We start from the raw sequence: 23,129 nt of genomic DNA, 5'->3' as shown, positions 1-23,129 counted from the left end.
ATTTTTATTATCTTTAATTTACCTGGCTTATGTGCATAGTAAGATGCGGAGTAGTTGCTTAACCATAACCTTTAAAACAATCCCGGGGATTATTATAATTCTTTGGGTAATATCACAGTTAATTTCTTTTTCTGCATTTGCCCAGGCTCCTAACGTTAGTTATTCAACTCCTCAAACTTACAAGCTCCATTATACCATAGTACCCTTGCAACCTGTTAATACCGGCGGGCCTATACCTGTAGCTAACAATGAAGTTATTACCGTTGCTACTACTCCCGGCGTAACCGGAGGAGTAGCAGTTGACGCCGCAAATGGCTTATTATATGTTAGTGACCAGAGTTATAATAAAATATACAAAGTTGATTTGGCAACAGGTGCTAGCTCTGTTTTTGCCGGTACAGGAGCTGCCGGATCAACTGATGGTCCTGGTAACGTAGCGACCTTCAATCAACCCGGCGCTCTTTTAAGAGACGCTGCAGGGAACATTTATATTTCAGATCAGGGTAGTAATATCATCAGAAAAATTACCCCGACGGGCGTAGTGAGCACCTTGGCAGGAAGTGGCATTGCGGGATATGCTGACGGGCCAAGTGCTTCGGCTAGTTTTAAAATCCCTTGCGGGTTAACCATTGATGCAGCAGGAAACGTTTATGTGGCCGATAAGGGGAACGACTGCATTCGAAAAATAGCGCCCGCTGGAGTGGTGACAACAGTAGCCTCTGGTATTGCTGCGCCAACGGGTGTAGATATAGATGCCGGCGGTAATTTGTATGTAAGCGAGCAAGCCACCGGAAAAATCAAAAAAGTATCTGTAAACGGTACCATTGGTGTAGTTGCTTTCGGTATGGGTGCTATTTGCGAATTAAGGGTAGATGCGTCAGGCTATATTTTTATTTCAGATCAAAGCAGCAATGCTGTAAAAAAGTTCTCGCCAACTATTGGTGCAAATACGACACTGGAAGGTGCTATTACCGGCCCTGTTGGCTTAGCTATAGATGGCTTAGGCAACATTTATGTAACTACAGGCGACAATAGTGTTTTAAAAATATCAATTGGTGGATACACCATTGATAAAGCCTTACCTACGGGGTTAACTTTTGACAGCAAGACCGGGATAATTAGCGGCACCCCAACCGAAACATCGCCACTCACAGATTACAGTATTACCGCCTATAACGCTATAGGTGTCAGTATCACAACAATAAATTTAGAGGTGATTGATGATGGTCAGCAACCGTCCATAATAACCATGCCTCCGTTTAACACCAATAACCTGGTGGGCAATTTACTTGATCCGGGTGCTACCAGCACCAATACACAAACACCTATAACTTATACCAGCAGCGATCCGTCAATTGCATCAATTACAGCTGATGGCAAAATTGAAATTCACAACGGTGGTGTTGTTAAGATTACAGCCAACCAGGCCGGCAATGCGGTTTATAGCCCGGCGCAACCTGTAACCGGCACACTTACTATCACGATAGGTCAAACACTCAATTTTCCGGCCTTAGTCGACAGAACACCTTGTTCCAGTGATTTTGAACTTAACGTAACCAGCAAAGACCCCGGCTACGGTATACCACTTTCTAATATACCTATAACCTATGCCAGTAGTGATCCGTCGGTAGCAACGGTGTCGGCTACCGGCATGGTTCATATCCTAAAAGCGGGCACGGCGCAAATAACGGCCAATCAGGCGGCGGGTGGGTTTTATACTGCTGCCGCCCCGGTAACGCAGGTTCTCCATATCGTTACAGATGAAGTGCCTTCCTTTAATGTAAGTAGTACACCAAATAATATTTGTGAAAGCACGGCGGTTACTTTTACAGCCAATGTCCATAACCTTGCCAATCTTATCAATCCAAGCTATCAATGGCAGGTAAACAATAACAATGTAGGAACCAACAATTATCAGTACATATCGGCGGTAAACAACGGGGATGTTGTAACATGTATAGTTACTAATAATACCAGTTGCCCGGTAAGTGCGTCATCAGCTACCTTGCCTATTGCAGTAACACCCATCATTAATCTTGCTACCAGCGTTACGCAAATACCAGTTCCGCCTGTTTGCCAGGGCGCAAATATCAAATTTGTGGCCAAAACTACCAACAACATAACCAGTGTTAACTATCAATGGCAGGTTAACGGAATTAATGTCGGTACAAATGATAGCACCTATACCGCCAATAACTTTAACGACGGCGATAAAATAACCTGCACCGCTACTGATGCCGTAAGCAGGTTTTGCGCGACACCGTCAACATCATCGCCAATTACAGTTAATATTTTGCCGCCTGCCAACATCAATGCTTCGGTTATGGTCCAGGCATCAGGTAATAATGTCTATGCAGGCACGGCAGTAACTTTTACAGCCGTAGTTTCAAATATGACAGGCTCCATAAGTTACCAATGGCAGGTAAATGGTAAAAATTCGGGTAGCAACAGCAATAGTTTTACAACAACTGCCTTAAATAATGGCGATGCGGTAATTTGTATCGCCAGTTCGTCGGTACAATGTACGGTACCTGTTACCAGCAACTCCATTACTGAAACTATTTTGCCGCCCCTGCAAATTATTGCGCCTAATACGTTTACACCTAATGGTGATGGTATAAACGATCTGTGGATTATAGCCGGATTAAATACCTATCCAAATAGTACAGTAACAGTTTATAACAGGTATGGCATGCGGCTTTATTTTTCTAAAGGGTATATCAAGCCCTGGGACGGCACTGACAACGGAAAGGAGTTGCCTGTCGGAACCTATTATTATATCATTGATCTTGATCAGCATAAGCCTAAAGTAACCGGCTATGTGGCTATAGTCAGGTAGCCTTTATGATTTGATTATGAAAATCGCAACGAAATTAACTGAATTAACAGAATTGTTAATTACTGCGCAAGGTGTGCAAAATTTATATGTTAAAATTAGTTAAATCAGCCACGAAAATTAACGATAGTGTTAACATGCGTTTTATCTTTGTGCTAATTGTTACCTATCGAACCAAACCAATTGTTCTTTATGATAAGTTAATGAGTCAGTTAATACAAAAAAGAGGATCTACAGGACCCTCTTTTTTGCTTTATAACTAATTGCATTAGCTAACTATTGCAGCCATAAACCCAATAGCTTCAGCCGAGTGCAAGGCAGCAGTCGATTCCATAGTAATTTGCGCCATTTCAGAAGCACGCTTGCGCATCAGGCTCTCATAAGCGGCAATAGCATCATGAGTGTTTAAATAATTATCGTTTAATAAACAGTTGCTTAGCTCAACGGCATCCAGCATGGCCATGTTTACGCCTTCGCCGGCAAATGGCGGCATCAGGTGCGCCGCATCGCCCAGCATGGTGAGGTTAGGCTGTGCTTCCCAGCTTTGGTCGAAAGGCATGCAGTATAAGGGCCGGGGGATGAAACTTCCGCTTGCGTTTTCAAATAACTCCAGCCAAACGCCATCCCAGCCCGCATAAGCTTGTTTAAACCAAGCCAGTACTTGTGCCTTGTCAGTAAAGTCGATACCGCTGGTTTTAACCCAATCTTCATCACATTTAAAGCTTGGGTAAAACACCAGGCTGCCATCGCCTTTTGAACTTACAATTAAACTTTGGCTGTTGCCAAAGGCAAATATCTTACCATCATTTAAAAGCTTATGAATCTTCGGGCAATTTTTCTTTGATTCATAAACCGCGCCCTCAATAGCCGTAACGCCAGAGTAAAACGGTTTGATATCAGTAAGATACTTGCGCAACTTTGAATTGGCGCCATCGGCAGCAATAACTAAGTCGGCAAAAGCTTCAGACCCATTTTTAAAATCAAGTTTCCAAATACCGTTTTGCTGTGTCATCCCGATGAAATGGCTGTCCCAGGTTACGGTGCCGGGTTTAAGGGAATCGAGCAATATTTTTTGCAAAGGACCTCGGTCGATTTCCGGACGTGAGCGATCATTATTGCCTGTTTCCTCAATAATCGAGTTGGCTTTCCAGTCCATCAGGTGCATCTTATCGGCCCCCGGGCGGTAGTTGGCTTCAAATGCGGCCATTAAGCCAGCTTCGCGCAGGGCGCGCAATCCTGATTCTTCATGTAAGTCTAATGTAGCGCCTTTAGGGCGGGCGTGCTCGTGGGCATCGCGTTCATATACGCTAACATCGGCACCGGCTTGCTGCAGCAGTCGCGCCAGGGTTAAACCGCCCGGTCCGCCACCCACAATGGCTACTTTTTTGTCTTCTAGATTTTTCATGTCTTACGGTGGTTAATTAGGTAGACGAGCATGGCGCCAAAACATTTTAAATATATTGTAGATTTCCAAATTGCTATATTGCATTCTTTAATGTTGCTTTAAAATGACCGCCAAAGAGTTTAATCGCCCTGTACGTGTTTTAGTTGCCAAGGTTGGGCTTGACGGGCATGACCGTGGGGCCCGTATCATAGCCACTTCGCTGCGTGACGCCGGGATGGAGGTTATTTATACCGGCTTGCGCCAAACAGCCGAAATGGTTGTAAACACCGCGTTGCAGGAAGATGTAGATGCAATAGGCATTTCTATTTTGTCGGGCGCGCATATGACGGTTTTTCCCAAGATCATCGACCTGATGAAACAAAAGCAAATGGACGACGTATTGCTAACCGGTGGCGGCATTATTCCTGAGGATGATGTAGCGCAGCTGAAAAAGCTGGGTGTGGGCGCACTATTCCCTCCTGGCACTAATACCCACGACATTGTAAAATACATTACCGCTTGGGTGCATCAACACCGTAATTTTTAATATTTGCTGTATGGTATACCAAAATCTGCTTGTTGAAACGCATGGTCCGGTTCAATATATTATCATTAATCGCGAAAGCAAACTAAATGCGCTCAATAGAGACACCCTTTTTGAGCTGCACATAGCTTTGGGCGACGCTTTGCATAATAAAGAAGTTGGCGGCGTTATACTAACCGGAGCCGGTCCAAAAGCCTTTGTCGCCGGAGCAGATATTGCAGAATTTCAAGGATTGGACGTTGATGCTGCCCGCAATCTGGCGCACGAAAATCAGCGGAATATTTTTGATGTTATCGAGAACTTTAGTAAGCCGGTTATTGCTGCTATAAATGGCTTTGCGTTGGGTGGTGGCTTAGAGCTGGCAATGGCCTGTCATATCCGCATTGCGTCTGACAACGCAAAGATGGGTTTGCCTGAAGTTACCTTGGGATTAATACCGGGCTATGGCGGCACGCAGCGATTAACCAAACTCATAGGCAAAACTAAGGCCATGGAAATGATCCTGACTGCCGAGATGATCAGCGCTAACGAAGCCCTTAGCCTGGGTTTGGTAAACCACGTAGTGATCCAGGAGCGGCTGGCACAACTTGCAGAGGAAATATTATTAAAAATTTTAAAAAACGCACCTTTAGCCCTGGCTGGCGCAATAGCCTCAGTAAATGCTGCTGCCGATGCCACAGTTAATGGCTTTGATACTGAGATAGTTGAATTTGCCAAATGCTTTGCCACTAACGATTTAAAAGAAGGTATTTCAGCCTTTCTCGGCAAACGCAAACCGAATTTCAAAGGCGAATAAATCCCGTTTATTACAGTTTGTTGACTAAAATACCAAAAAGGTCAAAAAATAAATCGTTGTTAATCAATCGATTGAATAAAAGTGACATTTGGATGAAAAATTATATAGGTTTTGTGATGTTAATTTGTGCCGTGTTTAAACAAAAGCACATTATTATTAATACATACCACTATGAAAAGTACATTAAAAATCACAGCACTTGTTTTAGCCTTTGCAAGTTTAAGCTTAGGCGCTAAAGCACAAACCAAATCTACATCTACAACAGCAGACGGTATCCGTTACAGCATTGGCGTTGACGCAGGCATACCAACAGGCAATTTATCTGATAGCTATAACTGGAACCTGGGCGGTTCATTGCAAGTTGATATCCCGGTTGCAAAGCAATTGTTTGTTACTGTTAATGCAGGTTACAACAATTTATTTGCTAAAGATGTAACCGTAGGCGATATTGTTAAATCTGGTACTAACATTCAATTATTGCCGGTAAAAGCAGGTTTAAAATACTTCGTTGCAGGTAGTTTTTACGTACAAGGCGAAGCTGGCGCAACCTTTTTGCTTAATAAATCAGATTTAGTTGGCGTAAACAATTCTACCGTGTTTACTTACGCTCCGCAAGTTGGTTACCAATTTCCGCTGGGTGGTCAAAGCTTCTTAGATGCAGGTGTACGTTTTGAAAACACCACCAAACTAAACAGCAATCTTGATGATAGCAAGCTGCACTTCGTTAGCTTACGAGTAGCATACGGATTCTAACAAATTTACCCTACAACTACCTAATAATCAGGAAAAGCGCTGCCGGTATCGGCGGCGCTTTTTTTATTTGCAGTAGCTTGATATCAAAAATTAACATTTTTTTACATCTATTTATAGCGTGTAATTGCGCGGGGATATTAGTTTTGCACAAGTTTATCATAATCTGATATATTGCGATGGGTTATACGTTGTTAACGCTTTGTGCGTTTAACACATTATCTTTAAGAAAATTAATATGAAAATCACCTTTAAGGCTCTTGTTTACGTTGTTTTATTTACCTGTTTTTGTTCGGCCGCAAAAGCACAGATCATTATTCCGGATAGTGTGCGTATTGGTTTGGGCATTAACGTGGCATCAACCGTAGGCAACAGTTTTGGCGTAGGCGTAAATACTTCCCTGGGGAGCGATGCCAAGTCTGCCTACAATTACGGTGGTGGCCTAACGGCACATATAGATGTTCCTATCTTTTCGTCAATGTATGTTACGGCTTCAGCAGGATATATCAGCTTTTTAAAATCAGGCAATGCATCTAAAAGTCAGCAGGCAATTGAAGGCGTAAAAACGCCCGATTTTAACACCATACCTTTAAAGTTAGGCTATAAATTCATCATAGGTAACAGGTTTTATATAAATGCCGAAGCCGGGGAAACTTTATTGGCCAACAAAAAAGACCTGTATGCACCTTACGGTAATTCATTTACGTGGTCGCCCTCAATTGGTTTGTTAATGCCATTTAAAAAACACCATCACCAATACATTGACGCTAATTTCAGGTACGAGAGTACTGAAGGTTTTTACTACGACAATGTCCGTAACAATTTCTGGTCGTTGCGCGTAGCTTATATGTTTAATTTATAGCTGTAGGCTATAAATTTGCTTGGCGGCACTGGCGGCGTTCAAAAAAAATTAAGTTAAATAGCCTAAACACTTGCAAAAATGCGTTGGTATATAGCATTTTTGTGTAACTTACATATTAATAAGCCGCCGGATAATAGAATTGCTGTATGAAAAAAATCCTCATCATCGATGATGAAGTAAATGTCGCCGTATTACTTTCCAAATTTTTAACACGCAACGGATTTAACGTAACTACTGCTTCAAGTGGCAGTAGCGGTATTGAGCATCTGAAAAATGAAGAATTTGATCTGGTGCTGTGCGATTACCGTTTGGAGGATACTGACGGCCGCGAAATGCTGCGTCTGATAAAAACCGAGTACCCAACCACGGGTGTAATTATTATTACCGGATACTCTGATATTAAGATGGCTGTCGAGCTGATCAAGATGGGCGCTTACGACTATATCAGCAAACCACTTTACCCGGACGAAATATTAAATACCATAACTAAAGCTATTGAAACCCGCCAGGCATTGATGGAGGCTGCCGACGCACCCGCACCGGTTGCCAGCGCTAAAGCGATAAAAAAGCAAGCGGTATCCTCAAACGATGTAGTTGTTGGTACCAGCCGCGCATCAAAAGAGCTTTTCAGGCAAATTGAACTGGTTGCACCCACTAATTACAGTGTGATTATTTTAGGCGAAAGTGGCGCAGGTAAAGAAGAAGTGGCAAAAAGCATTCACATGCATAGCCACCGAAGCAGCCAGCCATTTATTGCAATGGACTGCGGTTCATTAACTAAAGAATTGGCTGCAAGTGAATTCTTTGGCCACGAAAAAGGATCATTTACCGGCGCGTTTGCTACTAAAATAGGCCACTTTGAAATGGCCAATGGCGGCACCTTGTTTTTGGACGAGGTAGGTAATTTGTCCTACGAAATTCAAGCCGCCCTGCTGCGTACTGTGCAAGAGCGTAAAGTGAAACGTATAGGCAGCACCAAGGAGATTGATCTGGATGTACGCATTATTGTAGCAACTAACGAAAACCTGGTTGATGCTATTAACAAGGGCCGTTTCAGGGAGGATTTATACCACCGGTTTAACGAATTTGGCATTTACCTGCCCCCGCTGCGCGAACGTGGGGCTGACATTATGTTGCTGGCCGAACATTTTTTACGTTTAGCTAATCAGGAATTAGGGAGAAATGTAACACAGTTCTCGGCAGAGGTGATAGAGTGTTTTATGAACTACCGCTGGCCGGGCAATGTACGCGAGTTGAAAAATATTGTTCGCCGTGCAACGCTGATCAGCGAGGGTAGTGAGATCTCAATTAAATCATTACCGCTGGAGATATCAAACTATAAACTACCTGTTTTTGATCATGGCAACCAGTCAAATTACGGTCAGTCAAGCTTTCAGCAGCAACAGCCCCAACAAGATAGGCCCGAACAGAAAGAGCAGCGCCACGACCTTAAAAATGCCGCTTTAGAGGCTGAATACGAAACTATTTTACGAGTGCTGCGCGAGGTTAATTTTAACAAAACCAAAGCTGCCGAGATATTAAAGATAGACCGCAAAACCTTATACAATAAAATGAAGGCCATCAACCTAAAATAATAGCTGATGAGTGCAGATAAAGGTTTGGATGCAGAAACGTTTAAAATGTTGCGTCACGATATCAAGAATCAGTTGTCAAACATTCATCTGGCTTTAGATACGTTAAAGTACGAGGTTGCTGAGCCATCTGAGGACTTTTTATACTGCCTGGAGTCTGTTTTTACCAGCGCAGCTAAAATAAACGAGCTTATAAACGCCGCCGAATAAAACTATTTGCGTTTTTGTTGTTTATAGTATCGTTACACACAATGCCATAAATGTCAATTTTTAATTATAAGCAGCGTAATAATATTATACTGGTAAGCATTATTGTGCTTGGCTGCTTCATATTATACGCGCTGAGTAGTTTGTTTAGTGCAATATTAGGAGCTATTGTATTGTTTACCATTTTCAGGCCTTTTTTTCTATATCTGACCGAAAAAAGAGAATGGAACCGCCCGCTGGCTGCATTGCTTATTATATTTATTTCACTTGTGGTTATTGTATTACCCTTTACCGCTATAAGTTTTATGGTGATAGGTAAAATAGCCAACATCAATACCAGTGATCTGCACATACAGCAATGGATGGTCAAGATTGACAATTTTGCGCTCACTACTTTCAAGCAACCCAATTTTGCTGAAAATACAATGCAAAAGCTGGGTACTTATGTTACTGACCTTTTTCCCTCGTTGATAGGTAGCGCCGCTAATATTATCTTGACACTGCTGGTACTTTACTTTTTGCTGTACTTTATGTTTGTGCAAATCAAAGAGTTTGAGGCCACTATGCTGCGCTATGCGCCGTTTAGAGAACAATATGCCATTAAATTTGCGCAGGCCCTGCGTAATTCAACCTATTCAAACGTATTGGGGCAAGGTATTATAGCTTTGGTACAGGGTGCCTTATTAGCCAACGGATTTTGGATTTTTGGCATTCCTGATCCTATATTTTGGGGAGTAATAGGCGCTTTTATTTCTTTTTTACCGGTGGTAGGAGCGCCAACGCTTTCTATCCCGGCTGCGCTGTTTTTGTTTGCCAATAATCAGACGCTGCAGGGCATACTGCTATTAGCTTACGGGTTACTCTTTATTGGCAATATTGATAATGTGTTACGGATGATCATTAACAAACGGGTAGCCAATACACATCCCTTAATTTCAGTAATAGGTGTATTTATTGGCTTGCCTTTATTTGGTATATTGGGGCTGGTTTTTGGTCCGCTATTGCTATCCTACTTTCTGTTGCTGGTTGAGATCTACGAAACTAACCGCATGGCAGCCGAAAGGCTGGATCGTTTACAATCGGGCGCCGATAGTTAAATTTCTGTGAACAATTGCCTTTTTGGCACGTTAAGAATTAATCAAGACTGATACAAATGTTTGATTAGTTATATTTGAACAGATAATTAATCGTTTTATAAACCATAAATGTTCAACATTAAAACTTACATAATATGAATGATAACACTAAAGTAGTTGTTGCCCTGCTGGCGGGGTTAGCAGCAGGCGCGGCGCTTGGAATTTTATTTGCTCCGGATAAAGGCGATGAAACCCGCGATAAATTAGCTGAATCGTTAAAAAACCTGGGCGACTCAATCAAAGAAACAGCAGCAGCCGAAATTGATAATCTGGTTGGCTTAAAAGATAAGGTGGTTGAAAATATTAAAACCAAAATAAAAGGTGCCGAAGAAGAATATCAGGACGATCTGGAACACGCATAAATTTAGTCCGGAGCCTTTAGTCTGAAGTCTTGAGTCTGTAAAAGGATAACCCAGGACTTCAGGCTCAGGGCTTAAAGACTCAAACCCTACCTCATGGAAGAAGCTAAAAAAGAAGAACAGCAACAACCTGTACTTGACCAGCTTAAGGATTATGCCGAAATAAAGCTTAAACTGGCCAAGTATAAGGCTATTGACAGCGGCTCTACAATTTTTGCCAGCTTAATAGCCGACGTTGCAGTAGCTATAACTATGTTGCTGGCATTTGTTTTTGCCAGTTTTACACTTGCGTTCTACCTGGCAGAAGTGTTTCAGTCTGACTGGAAAGGCTTTGGCGCAACGGCTATTTTATACTTGCTGATTGCATTAATTGTTAAGTTTAACAAAGCCGGGTTTGAAAAACCCTTAGCCAATGCATTTGTGATGAAGTTCTTTAAAAATAAACAAGAAAATAATGATAGACCTGCCAATTAATAATCACGCCGATCTAAAAAACGAGATATACCGTTTGCAGGGCCTTGAGCGCGAAAAAGGCTTGGAGCTCAAAGCTCGCTTTAGCGGGCCGGGGGCTATATTTCATACTATTTTCTCGCTATTTGGCAGGCACGAGCAAACTGACGAGAAAGACGGCGGTATATTTAAGCAGGACTTTTTAGGCGTGCTATCGCGATTTGCATTGCCGTTTGCATTGAATAAAACATTATTCAGAAACTCCAACTTTATTATTAAGGCCATTGTTGGTCTTATTTCTCAAAAAGCCTCACACTATATCTCTGAAGATTCGGTTGAATCTGTGTGGGATAAAGCCAAGGGATTGTTTAGTAAGGTTACGCACCTGTTTGATAAGTCAGAAAAAAAAGAAAAGGCCCCGTCTTTTAAAAAGATCAAGAAGGAAGGTGAAGCTTAATATAAAATAGTATTTCATGCTGAACTTGTTTCAGCATCCCACATACTAAATAATTCGGCAAACCCTTCTACTGGGCTGCCGATCCGTCGGCTGACGGACGGCACGACGTAAGTGGTAGCTGTTCTACAATCCCAAAAAATGGTCAAAAGTATCGCTGCGGATACCCAAACGAAGTGTTTCCAGCGGTATTACATCGGCAGGAGCAATGTTACCTATATTAACATTGGCGCCTATTAATTGAATAAACCAAACCTGTTGTGCTTTTTGCGGCGCTTCCCAGATAATAGTGCCTTCGGGTATTTGGGTCAGAATTTCGTCTACCAGGCCTTGACGAACTTCTCCTGAATCGCGGTAAATACCTACGTTGCCGCTTTCGCGGGCTTCGGCAATAACCTTCCATGAACCGGCTTCAATTTCGGCTTTCATCAGCTGTATCCATTTGTAAGGTGCAAAGATCTTTTGCACGTCTTTAGAGCCAACCTCAGATATTACGGTAACCTGCTGCGACAGTTTGCTGATGTACGCGCATTTCTCGGCGTGCTCTATGGTAATCGAGCCGTCTGATACTTCGGCGTGTTCAAGCTTGTATTTATCCAGTACACGGCGATAGTCGTCAAACTGTCCGCGGATGATCATGGCCTCAAATAAAGTGCCGCCAAAATATACAGGGATGCCGGCGTCCTGATATAATTTTATTTTTTGATCGAGATTTGGAGTAACGTATGAAGTTGCCCAGCCCAGTTTTACAATATCAGTATAACTGCCGGATACTTCCAGAAAATCTTCCACCTGCCTTAAGCTAAGGCCCTTATCCATAACCATGGTGATGCCTTTATCACGAGGTTTTTGCGTACGCTCGGGAAGATTGTTGATGGTATAATTCATAAGAAAAGAAACGCGTATTAAAACGGCTATAAAAGTGTTAAAAAAAAGCTAAAACCTGAAATGGTTTTAGCTTTTTTAACAATCGCTTAATATTACTTCGAGTATCTGTTAATGATATCCAGTATTATTTTGTTTTCCTGTAGCTGGGGTAAGTAATCAAACAGGATATAATGTTTCTCCGGGTCAGTACCCAGAGCAAGTTCAAGATAGTTCAGCGCTTCATTGTATTCGCCTTTGGCAAACAGGTAAGCTACCATGCGGTAATACAGCTCAGCAGCTTCGGGGTTGTTCTTGATGGCCTCAGATATGATCTCGATAGCGCTTTCTAAACGCTGGTCTTCATACATAATTGACGAATAATCCAGCCAGGCGTCCACATCCAGCGGATTTAACTCGACCACTTTTTCGTAAGCGTCTTCGGCCTCCTTCATGTGGCCCAGTTTGTACTCGGCATCGGCAATGGCAAACCAGTAATCGGCATTGCTTAAGTCAAGGTCAAGCGCCTTTCTATAAAAGTGTAAAGCTTCAAAATAACGTTCTTCAAAATCAAGTGTAACACCAATTCCAAACCAGGCATCGGCCAGTTTGGGGTCCATTTTTACTGATTTTTTGTAAAAAGCACGGGCATCGTCCATTTGCTCCAGTTTCTCATAGCATTCGCCGATAGCGCAATAAGTATCCGCATTTGGTTGTTCGTACTCAAACGTATGGCGATATACGTCAATAGCCTCTGCATATTTCTCAAGGTTAACCAGCGCATTGCCTTTGTTAAAATAAGCTGATGCAAAGCTGTCTTTAATTAATATCGCATAATCGTAAGCATCGATAGCTTTTTCAAACAGCCCTAATTTAGTAAATGCGTTGCCCAGGTTATACCATGCCGCATAGCTGTAGGGCTCATTGTCAATATAAGCCTGATAAAACTGTACGCTTTCTTCCTGGTTGTCCAGCACGTCGTAGCAAAAAGCGAGCTCGTACAGGGCATCCTGGTTTTCCATGTTTTGCTGTAAGCAAAGTTTCAGATAAGTAATGGATGTTTCATAGTCGCCCATATTTTGGTAAACGTAGGCTATATGCAGTAAAATTTCGTCGGTTTCTTCGGCAAGGTCAAGGGCTTTTTCGTAATTCTCTAAAGCCTCTGTGTAGCGCTCCATACTCTCAAACATATTACCGCGAATAATATAAATATCAGCATCCGAAGCCTCCAGCATGGCCGCCTTGTCCAGCGCAGCAAAAGCCGCAGTTGTACGGTTGGTAATGGCCAGTAACTGCGCCTGCTTAATTAAAAATATCGCAGCAAACGGATGTTGATTGGCGGCGTATTCCGCCACCTGTAAAGCCCTGGCTGGGTCGTTTTTTTCGATGTAATAATCGATAATGTTCTCAAACGCCTGGGCATCAAAAAAGTACTGGTCGTGATTCCTGATCATCTCCTCGTACCGTTCTACCGAGAATTTTGGGTCTTCGGTAAAACCAAATTCAAATTCGTCTTCCATTCATTAGAGTTTAAGAACATTGGTTCAACCATCATTCATTACTATGACGATTAAACTTTAGCTGAGTTTAAATTACTAGTAAAAAGTACCCTAATGGCAATTAAGTTTTCAACATACAAACATTTTTAACATCAAAAAATGCAATGCGCTGATTATGAATGCAAAGCATTAAAAGGCGTGAGGTGAGTTGATATTTTATTGCCTTTAAGGATCTTTTACCTTTGAGTAATAACAAAGTTAAGCATTGTTTAAGGGTATCCTACCAGGTTTGCCACACAATTTACATCCAGACTACAAAACTGCTGTGGCTAACCTAAAATAATAGCAGTTGTAACAAAGAGGCTGTTCCGGCGTTCTTAATCTCACGCTGTTATTGGCGAGGCCGGGACCTCCCTCTCCGTTGGAGAGGGTTGGGCAGAGGTCTTACTTTTTTGATTATATTACACAAAATTTAAATACATGAATAATTTTCGCAATTACTTGTTCGGCCCGGCGCTTGCGGGCGCAATGTTGTTTAGCCTAAACGTATCAGCACAAACCGCACCTGCTGCCGACCTGCCCAAAAACTGGCACCAATTGGATCTTAAAGCCGACGGCTACTACGGTATCAGCCTTAATAACGCGTATAACTTTTTAAAAGGTAAGAAAAGTAAAACTGTGGTTGTGGCTACTATTGACAGCGGTATTGACACCAACCAAACCGACTTGAAAAGTATCCTTTGGGTAAATCCTAAAGAGATACCCAATAATGGTAAAGATGACGATAAAGACGGATTGGTAGACGATGTTCACGGCTGGGATTTTTTAGGTGGCCCCGGCGGTAAAGTTGATTATACCGAAACTACCGAAGAGGTGCGTGAATATAATCGCCTTAAACCTAAATATGAAAATGTAACTACCGCACCTGCCGGCAGCGAGAAAGAATTTGCTTACTGGCAAAAAGTTAAAGCGCAGCATGATGAAACCGTAGGCAAATCAAGCACCGAACTGGGCCAATTGAGCCCGATGATGAATGCGCTGATGGCTACCAGCGGCTACATTAAACGCGAGCTGAAGCTCAGCTCAACCCAAACATTTACCAGGGCAGATCTGGATAAGATATCATCGACTAATGATACTATTACCCAAAGTAAAGGCCTTTGGCAGCAAATGTTTATGCAGGTTGACGGTGATAACAGTAAAGTGATTAAAGAATTTAGCGAGTACCTTGCTAAATTAAATAATGACGTTAACCCTGATTTAAGCGCGCGGAAAAACATTGTGGGCGATAACCCGGATGTACAGGATGGCAAACCTTATGGTAATAACGTGTTGACTAATCCTGATGCATCGCACGGTACCGGTGTTGCCGGTTTAATTGGCGCAGTACGCGGTAACGGTTATGGTATTGATGGTGTGGCCGACAATGTACGCATTATGAGCATTAAAGCCGTACCTAATGGCGACGAGTATGACAAAGATATTGCCAATGCCATCCGCTTTGCGGTTGACCATGGCGCTAAAGTGGTGAACATGAGCTTCGGCAAAAAAATATCGCCACACAAAGAATGGGTTGATGCTGCCTTTAAATATGCTGCCGACCATGATGTGTTGCTGGTACAAGCATCTGGCAACGATGGGCAGGACGTTGATGCTAAACCTGAATTCCCGAATGACCGCTTTGCCGATGGCTCGCAAACTGATGGCGACAACGTGATCTCGGTAGGTGCCTCAAGCGCTAAGGTAGGTGACGACCTGGCTGCTTCATTCAGCAATTATGGTAAAAATACTGTTGACGTATTTGCACCGGGAGTTAAGGTGACATCTATCGACTTGAATGCAGAGTTTAATACCGCCGATGGTACCAGTTTTGCCTCACCAATTACGGCAGGTATAGCGGCCTTGGTTTTGGAATACTATCCAAACCTGAGCGCTAAGCAACTGAAACAGGTTATCCTGCAATCTGCCACACCAACCAGCGGTGTGACAGTGGTAAAACCAGGCAGCAAAGACGAAAAGGTTGATTTTACTACTTTAAGCAAAACCGGCGGCATTGTAAACGCTTACAACGCGGTACAAATAGCCTCAAAATTAAAGGGCGAGCGGAAGGATAAGTAAAAAGTAAAAATTCAAAAGTAAAAATCAAAAGGCCTTTCCGATTGGAGAGGCCTTTTTTTGTTATCACCGATACATTCTAATAAACTTGTCATTCTGAGCGATAGCGAAGAATCTTATCAAAATGACAGGTAAAGCGCATAAGATTCTTCGCTATCGCTCAGAATGACAACGGATTTTGAATAGATAATTCAAAGGGGCCTTTTTGGTTCTGCACACTACGTCATCGTGAGCGAGGAACGAGTGAGGCGATCTCATGTTAGTCCGGATTTGTAATCCGGACTGTATGGGGCGATCTCATGTTAGTCCGGATTTGTAATCCGGACTGTATGGGTTGGGATTTGCAATCCCATTTAAGCATAACGCATAGCGGATTGCAAATCCGCATGAACGTAGTCCGGGATTATAAATCCGGACTAACATAAACCTCGTAAGCATCGACTATCAAATCAGATAACGGCAGTAAAAATAAAGTGAGTTTATACATAAGTATTTATCTCAGCGCCTCGATACTTGCACTTACTTCGCGCTCAAAATCGTCAGAATAGCCATCGCCAGACCAATCGATTTCGCCCTTTTTGTTGATGAGGTAAAAAGTTGGCGCAGCACTTACATGGTAGGCTTTTGCTAGTGCGCGACCGTTTACATAGATTGGATTTTTAAGATTATTTTTTTTGATGAATTCAGCGACGGCTTCTTTACTGTCTGAAAAATTTACCGATACAATGACCACATCGGTACCCTCATATTTTTTGTGCAATTTTTCAAGCGAAGGCAGGGCCAATACACAGGCACCGCAGGCATTAAAGGTAAAATCCATCAAAACTACTTTGCCTTTTAAGTCGGCCAGTGAGAGTATTTTTCCTTCGGTCGATTTCAGGGTCCATTGTGGCGCCGCGACACCTTTTTCCAGCCTTTCCTGCCGTTTTGCAGGCGGCTTAAAACCTTTTGGGATGATAAAGCTGACAGGGTTGGTTGCTGTTGTGTTTGATATGTGTATATTGGTATAGTCAGACGAAACAATCATTGTCATGACGCCACCTTTTACACCGCCCTTTTCTATAGTGCCTCTTATCTCATTTCTTGCTGCTAATGGCAAATAGCTTTTTTTATTAATGAAGACGTGGAACCTGTAAAATGAGCCGTTTAACGTATCCTTTGATGCTATCCGAATATGATAACACCATTGCTTGCCAATTACACTATCAGAGAGTTTTTGATAGATGTAATGATCATCGCGCTTAGTTAAGCACTTTTCTATGCTCGACATCATGGTGTTTAACGATGCCGGTGGTAAGGCCTTTTTACGATCCGGAGAAAGTTCATAGACGCTGTCGGCGTAATTTATTTCTACCTGCTGGTTGCCATTGTCAAAATAGCTGATCTTTCCGCTTGGTAAATACAGGTCGCTGTGATAAAACTGGTAGGTACCGTCGGCTTGCCGGTTATATAATTGAGTGACTATTTTATTGTTAAAACTGCTTCCAAACTCCTCGCCGGTTTCAGTGGCTGTGTAGCTGATGTTTTTAGCCGAGTTGATCTTATCAACAGCTTTCTGAACAATTTCCCGCTGAGCTTTTGCTGTAAAAGCAGTTAGCAGGCATAAAACTAAAGCCGAAGATTTGAGGAATGATCTGTTCATAATAAGGTTTTGCTGAAACAAATATAACCCCGGTTGTTTATAAAAGCTAATGCTGCGCTGGTTTTAACATTTGTCCATCAATTGTAACATAAAACATTACACTTGGGCACAATTGCAAATCACACATTAGTGCTTATATTTGCGCCTGCTAAAGGCATCATTTATTTAAAACGTAACGATGAGAGAAATACAATTCAGAGAAGCGCTTCGCGAAGCAATGCAGGAAGAAATGCGCGCCGACGAAAATATCTACCTGATGGGCGAAGAGGTTGCCGAGTATAACGGCGCCTACAAAGTAAGCCAGGGTATGTTAGACGAGTTTGGAGCTAAACGTGTTATTGATACGCCTATCTCTGAGTTGGGCTTTGCAGGCATCGGTATCGGTTCAGCTATGAACGGCTTGAAACCAATCATTGAGTTCATGACCTTTAACTTCTCGCTGGTTGCTATCGACCAGGTGATCAACGGCGCTGCCAAGATCATGTCAATGAGCGGTGGCCAGTTTTCGGTGCCAATCGTTTTTCGCGGCCCAACCGGTAACGCAGGTATGCTAAGCTCACAGCACAGCCAGTGCTTTGAGAACTGGTATGCAAACTGCCCCGGCCTGAAAGTTGTTGTGCCATCAAACCCTGCCGATGCTAAAGGTTTGCTGAAATCGGCCATAAAAGATCCTGATCCGGTTATTTTCATGGAATCGGAGTTAATGTATGGCGACAAAGGCGAGGTGCCTGAAGAAACCTACTATATCGAGATTGGTAAAGCTGCAGTAACCAAACAAGGTACAGACGTTACCCTGGTAGGTTTCGGTAAGATCATGAAAGTGGTTAACGCTGCTGCTGCCGAATTGGAAAAAGAAGGCATCAGCGCTGAGGTAATCGATCTGCGCACTGTGCGTCCTATTGATTATGCTACCGTTATCGAGTCGGTAAAGAAAACCAACCGTTTAGTATTGGTTGAAGAAAGCTGGCCGCTGGGTTCAATTGCAACCGAGATTGCTTTCAAAGTACAGAAAGATGCTTTTGATTACCTTGATGCGCCGATCCTGCGTATTATGGGTGGCGACGTTCCGCTTCCTTACGCTCCAACTTTGATCCAGGAATACCTGCCAAATGCCGAGCGCGTTGTTAAAGCAGTGAAAGAAGTAATGTACGTTACTAAGTAATTAGTACTAACTATATTTGAAAAGCCTCGCAATAGCGGGGCTTTTTTGTTTATATTTCCATTCCTTACAAACTCATAGTCTCCAGACGCGCACATTTTCAATTCAAACTTGCTTGTTTATCGAAATTGATTAGTTTTGATGATTGAGAGACAACAAGAAATACTTCTCAATATTCTAGTAAGCACCTAATTAATATCGAATAAATATGGAAAAACCTAAAATTCATTACTATTGGTTGGATTTGTTTAGGGGTTTGGCTGCGTTAGTGGTTGTTATGATGCATTGCCGTGCATTAATGTTTGTTGAATTTGGTTTACTACCGCCATCCAACAAGACTATGTTTACTAAGATGTTTTATCTGTTTACGAGACTCGGACATCAAGCCGTTATGGTTTTCTTCGTTCTTAGTGGGTTTCTGGTGGGCGGAAAACTAATACAGAGATTGAAAGAAGGAACGTTTGATCTTCGATCATACACAATAGATAGGACGGTACGTATCTTCCTGCCACTTACAAGCGCTATTATATTAATTTTCATTTCTAACACAATAACAGGTCAAAAATACGGCATTATTGATTATTTCGGCAATCTGTTATCGTTGCAAGACATACTAGTAACAAGAGTAAGTGGCCCACTATGGTCTTTAGCTTATGAGGTTTGGTTTTATATATTAATGGGAGCCATAGCGTGGTGCTTCATTACGTCAAAAATGACGTACAAATATGCTTCGGCACTTATTTTATTTATTTGCTTCTTGATTTTTTCTTATAGCCTTAGATCAGTATATCTTTTTATTTGGCTGCTGGGAGCTATATCCTTTTTGTTTGGTAAGAAAAACAATGTCATCAAGTTTTCAGGAATAGTATTATTGATTTTAAGCGTGGGCGCGTTTGAGTTATATGGGCATGATAAAACTCTAAATGCTTACAAAGAAAATCATGTAGAGATAATTGAACTTTCAATTGGATTAGCAGTATGTATTTTGGCTCAACAGGTTGTTTTTAGCCAGCCTAAGCGTAAACTTTCAATAGCGATAGACGGCTTAGGAACTAAGCTTGCTAATTTTTCATATACATTATATTTGACACATGTGCCAATAGCCGAATTGCTGGTTTATGAAGGCTTTCCCAAAAACAAATCTGTAAACGCGCGATCTATTTTTAATTATACGGGAGGAATTGTTATTGCCTTAATAGGTGCATATGTACTTTATTGGTTATTTGAAAAAAGAACTAAATATGTAAAAAATAAAATCAACCAATTACTTGATCGAAAAAAACATATTCTGGAAGAAGCATTGATAGATTAATTTGTATTGATAGCAATTTTAAGACTGATCGAAATAGCGGTGATAGTTATTACATTGGAAAAGCAATTAGCCATCTATGAAAATTAATAAATCTTTGTTATTTATAGCCGTATTCCTGTTCAGCAGCTTTACCATCTTCAAAGACAAAAAGGATCTGAATATCGTTTTCATTGGCGATAGCATAACCTATGGTGCAGGTTTGCCAGATAGAGATACCCAGGCCCCACCGGTTATTTGCGCTAAGTATTTGCAAGCTGAGGGTGGCTTTGGTAAAGTTGATTTCTCCAACCAGGGCCATAGTGGTTATACCACGCTCGACTGGCTGCCGGGTACCAAAGCTTTTGTTGATGCCGAAGCGGCGGCTAAGGCATTTGCCAATCAAAACACACAACTTATCTTTTCCATTAAAATAGGCACCAATGACAGCGCGATGCACGGCACCCACGGTGCGCCCGTATCAGTAGTCGATTACCGCGCCAACCTGATGGCGATCATAGATAAGTTGTTAAAAGACTTCCCGAACAGCAAGGTGGTAATCGAACATCCCATCTGGTACAGCCCGAATACTTATAATGGTTCGATGTATCTGCAGGAAGGTTTGACCCGTTTGCAAACGTATATCCCGGTGATAGACGACCTGGCCGCAAATTATAAAGACACCAACCCCGGCCGTGTATTTATCGGCGATACCAAAGCATTCAACTATTTCAAAAAGAATGCAGAGACCGATTTTCAGCATGAGCAGGGCCGCCAGGGTATTTTTTACCTGCACCCAAATCAAAAAGGTGCCGTAGCGTTGGGTAATTATTGGGGGAAGGCGATTGCGAAAGTGATAAAATAATAAATCTTTTTCACCACCACGTCATTGCGAGGAACGAAGCAATCTCTGCACATGCTAATCAGCTGAGCAAGGTTTGACTATCGCGCAAAGATTGCCACGCTTCGCTCAGCAATGACAAAACAATTATTTGCGCAGGGCTTGTCGCCCTGAGCTCGTCGAAGGGCGAGCATTGGCCTTTGCCCGCTGATGCTTCGACGAGCTCAGTATGACAATGCTCTTTTTGAAATTATCCTTAACAATCCCAACACAAATCCCTAACTTAGCCGCGTACTAAAACGGAAATGGTGTCTTCCGTATCCAACCGCAGCCGACCGGCTCGCTGATGGCGCCTACGAAAGCTGATAACAAGCAGTGAGTAGCTGCTACATTTTAATTTTTGTAGGACATTTCATCATGAGAAATACATTCTTTAAGTCTACCCAATTTCAAACCCTCAGGCATTTAATCCGCTGGACAGCGATAACCGTTCCTATTGCTTTTGTCATAGGCTGTATGATCACGCTGTTTCTGTGGCTGCTAAATCTGGCTATCAATTACCGGTTCGCGCATCAGTGGATATTATACTTTTTGCCTTTGGCTGGTATAGGCATCTACTTTTCATATAAATGGTGGGGCGGCAGAGCTGCCGGTGGTAACAATCTCATAATGGATGAGATACACAACCCCGGCGGGGGCGTGCCAAGGGCTATGGCTCCGCTTATTTTGATCACTACGGTTGTTACCCAATTATTTGGGGGCTCGGTAGGGCGTGAGGGCACCGCCGTGCAGATAGGCGGCAGTATATCGCAAATGTTTAGCAAATGGTTCGGTTTATCTCCTGAAGATAACCGGGTGATTTTAACTGCGGGTATAGCCGCTGGTTTTGGGGCTGTATTCGGTACGCCGCTTACGGGTGCTATCTTTGCTATGGAGGTGCTCACCATCGGTCGTATTCAGTACACCGCACTTATTCCATGTTTGGTGGCCGCTATCGTAGGCGATGTTACCGTTCTTTCCTGGGGTGTGCATCATGAGACATATCATATTGCTATTGTTCCGCAGGGAAGCAATATTCTTTCTGTTTACTTACCGTTAGACATAACGCTTTTAGGCAAGGTTATTATCGCCTCTATAGCGTTTGGCCTAACAAGCTATTTGTTTGCGGAAGCCGTGCATGGCGTTAAAACCGTTTTTAATCGTTTTGTTGAGCAAAAGTGGCTCATCCCGTTTTTAGGCGGGTTAGTTGTAATTACGCTTACGCTGATAATCGGCAAGCCCGACTATTTGGGTTTGGGTGTAAAAGAGCCGTATCCCGGTGCCATTACCATATCTTCGGCATTTAACCCCGGCGGCGCCCATCCCATGAGTTGGCTTTGGAAAACTATTTATACCACGTTAACGCTTGGAACGGGCTTTAAAGGCGGCGAAGTTACCCCCTTGTTTTATATTGGCTCAACACTGGGCAATACCCTGTCAACCCTGATGAATGCCCCTGTAAGCTTGTTTGCCGCACTGGGTTTCATAGCTGTTTTTGCCGGTGCTACCAATACGCCTTTGGCCAGTACCATTATGGGTATTGAGCTGTTTGGCAGCGAGTATGCGCTGTTTTTTGCAGTGGCTTGTTTTACGGCTTATCTGTTCAGCGGCGAATCGGGTATTTATAGTTCGCAGCGCATAGCCGTACCTAAAATATTTGATGACGAAGCCGAACCCACCGAGAGCATTGCCGAGGCCGAGCACAGGCGGCAAAAATACATGCGTAAAAAGATTGCCAAATATCGCGTTAGCAAAAAGAAATAGTTTACCAACTCAATACCCTGGCTGATAATCCGCCACTCGTAATGGCTTTTTTACACTCGCCTTGCATTTTATTGCTATAATTGCGCGTTGGTATAGTAATTTTACAAAATATGATGGCCGTCATATGCCGTCCTGTAAACCTGCTATATCTTTATAAAATATAGACCATGATTTTATTCATCATTATTAACGCAATTTTCTGTCTGTCTTTTCTGGGCTTTGCTTATTTAAATTTAAACGACATTGACTGGTACCTTTGGGTGCCTATTTACGTAGCAGTTGCCGCTTGTTGCGGACTGGCCTGTTTCGGTATTTATTACCCCAGGATTTACATGTTCCTGACCGGCTTTTACCTGGTATATGCGGTAAAGCTGTTTTTTGCCAAAGACGGCGTGCGCGACTGGATAGTTAAATACCGCCGCCCAAGCCTGGTTGAAACCATGCAGGCCGAAAAGCCGTTTATTGAAATGACCCGCGAGTTTTTTGGTCTGCTGATTATCTCGGCCGCGCTTATCATTGATTATGTTGTCGTGACCCACCTATAATAC

Annotated in this window: 21 protein-coding genes and 1 riboswitch; of the genes, 17 read left to right on the top strand and 4 right to left on the bottom strand. The window is 42.6% G+C overall.

Annotated elements, in window-relative coordinates:
- Window positions 1-43 precede the first annotated feature (43 nt).
- Window positions 44-2,839: a T9SS type B sorting domain-containing protein gene (locus ACFS5N_RS08795; RefSeq protein WP_377184365.1), complete on the top strand. Its 2,796-nt coding sequence runs from the start codon at window positions 44-46 to the stop codon at window positions 2,837-2,839.
- Between the two features lie 265 nt (window positions 2,840-3,104).
- Here the strand turns inward: ACFS5N_RS08795 and ACFS5N_RS08790 are convergent, their stop codons facing one another.
- On the bottom strand, window positions 3,105-4,241 hold the full coding sequence (locus tag ACFS5N_RS08790; protein ID WP_377184363.1) for an FAD-dependent oxidoreductase: 1,137 nt from the start codon (window positions 4,239-4,241) through the stop codon (window positions 3,105-3,107).
- Between the two features lie 103 nt (window positions 4,242-4,344).
- Between ACFS5N_RS08790 and ACFS5N_RS08785 the strand changes: the two genes are divergently transcribed.
- The 10 genes from ACFS5N_RS08785 (at window position 4,345) to ACFS5N_RS08740 (ending at window position 11,373) form a co-directional block, all read left to right on the top strand.
- Window positions 4,345-4,767: a cobalamin B12-binding domain-containing protein gene (locus ACFS5N_RS08785; protein WP_377184361.1), complete on the top strand. Its 423-nt coding sequence runs from the start codon at window positions 4,345-4,347 to the stop codon at window positions 4,765-4,767.
- Window positions 4,768-4,777: 10 nt separating this feature from the next.
- Complete coding sequence (locus ACFS5N_RS08780) at window positions 4,778-5,560, top strand: enoyl-CoA hydratase/isomerase family protein (protein ID WP_377184359.1); 783 nt, start codon at window positions 4,778-4,780, stop codon at window positions 5,558-5,560.
- Between the two features lie 171 nt (window positions 5,561-5,731).
- Window positions 5,732-6,313, top strand: coding sequence for an outer membrane beta-barrel protein (locus ACFS5N_RS08775; protein WP_377184357.1), 582 nt, complete (start codon window positions 5,732-5,734; stop codon window positions 6,311-6,313).
- Window positions 6,314-6,548: 235 nt separating this feature from the next.
- Entirely contained in the window at window positions 6,549-7,172 is a 624-nt protein-coding gene (locus ACFS5N_RS08770) for an outer membrane beta-barrel protein (protein ID WP_377184355.1), read from the top strand.
- Window positions 7,173-7,318: 146 nt separating this feature from the next.
- On the top strand, window positions 7,319-8,767 hold the full coding sequence (locus ACFS5N_RS08765; RefSeq protein WP_377184353.1) for a sigma-54-dependent transcriptional regulator: 1,449 nt from the start codon (window positions 7,319-7,321) through the stop codon (window positions 8,765-8,767).
- A gap of 6 nt (window positions 8,768-8,773) precedes the next feature.
- Window positions 8,774-8,974 (top strand): hypothetical protein, encoded by a 201-nt coding sequence (locus ACFS5N_RS08760; RefSeq protein WP_377184351.1) that lies wholly within the window; start codon window positions 8,774-8,776, stop codon window positions 8,972-8,974.
- A gap of 50 nt (window positions 8,975-9,024) precedes the next feature.
- Window positions 9,025-10,068: an AI-2E family transporter gene (locus ACFS5N_RS08755; protein WP_377184349.1), complete on the top strand. Its 1,044-nt coding sequence runs from the start codon at window positions 9,025-9,027 to the stop codon at window positions 10,066-10,068.
- Window positions 10,069-10,202: 134 nt separating this feature from the next.
- Window positions 10,203-10,469: a YtxH domain-containing protein gene (locus ACFS5N_RS08750; protein ID WP_377184347.1), complete on the top strand. Its 267-nt coding sequence runs from the start codon at window positions 10,203-10,205 to the stop codon at window positions 10,467-10,469.
- A gap of 93 nt (window positions 10,470-10,562) precedes the next feature.
- On the top strand, window positions 10,563-10,940 hold the full coding sequence (locus ACFS5N_RS08745) for a hypothetical protein (protein ID WP_377184345.1): 378 nt from the start codon (window positions 10,563-10,565) through the stop codon (window positions 10,938-10,940).
- Window positions 10,921-11,373 (top strand): hypothetical protein, encoded by a 453-nt coding sequence (locus ACFS5N_RS08740; protein WP_377184343.1) that lies wholly within the window; start codon window positions 10,921-10,923, stop codon window positions 11,371-11,373. Before ACFS5N_RS08745 ends, ACFS5N_RS08740 begins: the two co-directional genes overlap by 20 nt.
- 123 nt (window positions 11,374-11,496) lie before the next feature.
- Here ACFS5N_RS08740 and ACFS5N_RS08735 read toward each other — a convergent pair whose 3' ends face one another.
- Window positions 11,497-12,258, bottom strand: coding sequence for a phosphosulfolactate synthase (locus ACFS5N_RS08735; RefSeq protein ID WP_377184341.1), 762 nt, complete (start codon window positions 12,256-12,258; stop codon window positions 11,497-11,499).
- Window positions 12,259-12,350: 92 nt separating this feature from the next.
- The gene (locus ACFS5N_RS08730) at window positions 12,351-13,754 is read right to left on the bottom strand and encodes a tetratricopeptide repeat protein (RefSeq protein ID WP_377184339.1); all 1,404 of its coding nucleotides are present in this window, start codon (window positions 13,752-13,754) and stop codon (window positions 12,351-12,353) included.
- Between the two features lie 459 nt (window positions 13,755-14,213).
- On the opposite strand from ACFS5N_RS08730, the gene ACFS5N_RS08725 reads away from it, so the two are divergent.
- The gene (locus tag ACFS5N_RS08725; RefSeq protein ID WP_377184337.1) at window positions 14,214-15,851 is read left to right on the top strand and encodes a S8 family serine peptidase; all 1,638 of its coding nucleotides are present in this window, start codon (window positions 14,214-14,216) and stop codon (window positions 15,849-15,851) included.
- Window positions 15,852-16,341: 490 nt separating this feature from the next.
- Here ACFS5N_RS08725 and ACFS5N_RS08720 read toward each other — a convergent pair whose 3' ends face one another.
- Window positions 16,342-17,490, bottom strand: coding sequence for a TlpA family protein disulfide reductase (locus tag ACFS5N_RS08720; RefSeq protein ID WP_377184335.1), 1,149 nt, complete (start codon window positions 17,488-17,490; stop codon window positions 16,342-16,344).
- Window positions 17,491-17,668: 178 nt separating this feature from the next.
- On the opposite strand from ACFS5N_RS08720, the gene ACFS5N_RS08715 reads away from it, so the two are divergent.
- The 5 genes from ACFS5N_RS08715 (at window position 17,669) to ACFS5N_RS08695 (ending at window position 23,126) form a co-directional block, all read left to right on the top strand.
- Complete coding sequence (locus ACFS5N_RS08715; protein ID WP_377184333.1) at window positions 17,669-18,652, top strand: pyruvate dehydrogenase complex E1 component subunit beta; 984 nt, start codon at window positions 17,669-17,671, stop codon at window positions 18,650-18,652.
- A 205-nt stretch (window positions 18,653-18,857) separates the two neighbouring features.
- Window positions 18,858-19,961 (top strand): acyltransferase family protein, encoded by a 1,104-nt coding sequence (locus ACFS5N_RS08710; RefSeq protein ID WP_377184331.1) that lies wholly within the window; start codon window positions 18,858-18,860, stop codon window positions 19,959-19,961.
- 76 nt (window positions 19,962-20,037) lie between these two features.
- Window positions 20,038-20,802, top strand: coding sequence for a GDSL-type esterase/lipase family protein (locus ACFS5N_RS08705; protein WP_377184329.1), 765 nt, complete (start codon window positions 20,038-20,040; stop codon window positions 20,800-20,802).
- Between the two features lie 268 nt (window positions 20,803-21,070).
- A riboswitch (Fluoride riboswitch) is annotated at window positions 21,071-21,141 on the top strand.
- A gap of 54 nt (window positions 21,142-21,195) precedes the next feature.
- A complete protein-coding gene (locus tag ACFS5N_RS08700; protein ID WP_377184327.1) occupies window positions 21,196-22,581 on the top strand; it encodes a voltage-gated chloride channel family protein in 1,386 nt (461 codons plus the stop codon).
- A 167-nt stretch (window positions 22,582-22,748) separates the two neighbouring features.
- Entirely contained in the window at window positions 22,749-23,126 is a 378-nt protein-coding gene (locus ACFS5N_RS08695; protein ID WP_377184326.1) for a transmembrane 220 family protein, read from the top strand.
- The last annotated feature ends 3 nt before the right edge of the window (window positions 23,127-23,129 follow it).

The sequence above is a fragment of the Mucilaginibacter ximonensis genome (assembly GCF_042686265.1).
Classification (GTDB): Bacteria; Bacteroidota; Bacteroidia; order Sphingobacteriales; family Sphingobacteriaceae; genus Mucilaginibacter; species Mucilaginibacter ximonensis.
This window is presented reverse-complemented; position numbering and strand designations above follow the sequence as displayed.

Coding starts and splice junctions, on each gene's coding strand:
- ACFS5N_RS08710 (WP_377184331.1), top strand. CDS start 18,858: ATGGAAAAACCTAAAATTCATTACTATTGGTTGGATTTGTTTAGGGGT.
- ACFS5N_RS08780 (WP_377184359.1), top strand. CDS start 4,778: ATGGTATACCAAAATCTGCTTGTTGAAACGCATGGTCCGGTTCAATAT.
- ACFS5N_RS08725 (WP_377184337.1), top strand. CDS start 14,214: ATGAATAATTTTCGCAATTACTTGTTCGGCCCGGCGCTTGCGGGCGCA.
- ACFS5N_RS08705 (WP_377184329.1), top strand. CDS start 20,038: ATGAAAATTAATAAATCTTTGTTATTTATAGCCGTATTCCTGTTCAGC.
- ACFS5N_RS08765 (WP_377184353.1), top strand. CDS start 7,319: ATGAAAAAAATCCTCATCATCGATGATGAAGTAAATGTCGCCGTATTA.
- ACFS5N_RS08750 (WP_377184347.1), top strand. CDS start 10,203: ATGAATGATAACACTAAAGTAGTTGTTGCCCTGCTGGCGGGGTTAGCA.
- ACFS5N_RS08745 (WP_377184345.1), top strand. CDS start 10,563: ATGGAAGAAGCTAAAAAAGAAGAACAGCAACAACCTGTACTTGACCAG.
- ACFS5N_RS08735 (WP_377184341.1), bottom strand. CDS start 12,258: ATGAATTATACCATCAACAATCTTCCCGAGCGTACGCAAAAACCTCGT.
- ACFS5N_RS08760 (WP_377184351.1), top strand. CDS start 8,774: ATGAGTGCAGATAAAGGTTTGGATGCAGAAACGTTTAAAATGTTGCGT.
- ACFS5N_RS08740 (WP_377184343.1), top strand. CDS start 10,921: ATGATAGACCTGCCAATTAATAATCACGCCGATCTAAAAAACGAGATA.
- ACFS5N_RS08695 (WP_377184326.1), top strand. CDS start 22,749: ATGATTTTATTCATCATTATTAACGCAATTTTCTGTCTGTCTTTTCTG.
- ACFS5N_RS08715 (WP_377184333.1), top strand. CDS start 17,669: ATGAGAGAAATACAATTCAGAGAAGCGCTTCGCGAAGCAATGCAGGAA.
- ACFS5N_RS08720 (WP_377184335.1), bottom strand. CDS start 17,490: ATGAACAGATCATTCCTCAAATCTTCGGCTTTAGTTTTATGCCTGCTA.
- ACFS5N_RS08795 (WP_377184365.1), top strand. CDS start 44: ATGCGGAGTAGTTGCTTAACCATAACCTTTAAAACAATCCCGGGGATT.
- ACFS5N_RS08730 (WP_377184339.1), bottom strand. CDS start 13,754: ATGGAAGACGAATTTGAATTTGGTTTTACCGAAGACCCAAAATTCTCG.
- ACFS5N_RS08790 (WP_377184363.1), bottom strand. CDS start 4,241: ATGAAAAATCTAGAAGACAAAAAAGTAGCCATTGTGGGTGGCGGACCG.
- ACFS5N_RS08755 (WP_377184349.1), top strand. CDS start 9,025: ATGTCAATTTTTAATTATAAGCAGCGTAATAATATTATACTGGTAAGC.
- ACFS5N_RS08700 (WP_377184327.1), top strand. CDS start 21,196: ATGAGAAATACATTCTTTAAGTCTACCCAATTTCAAACCCTCAGGCAT.
- ACFS5N_RS08775 (WP_377184357.1), top strand. CDS start 5,732: ATGAAAAGTACATTAAAAATCACAGCACTTGTTTTAGCCTTTGCAAGT.
- ACFS5N_RS08785 (WP_377184361.1), top strand. CDS start 4,345: ATGACCGCCAAAGAGTTTAATCGCCCTGTACGTGTTTTAGTTGCCAAG.
- ACFS5N_RS08770 (WP_377184355.1), top strand. CDS start 6,549: ATGAAAATCACCTTTAAGGCTCTTGTTTACGTTGTTTTATTTACCTGT.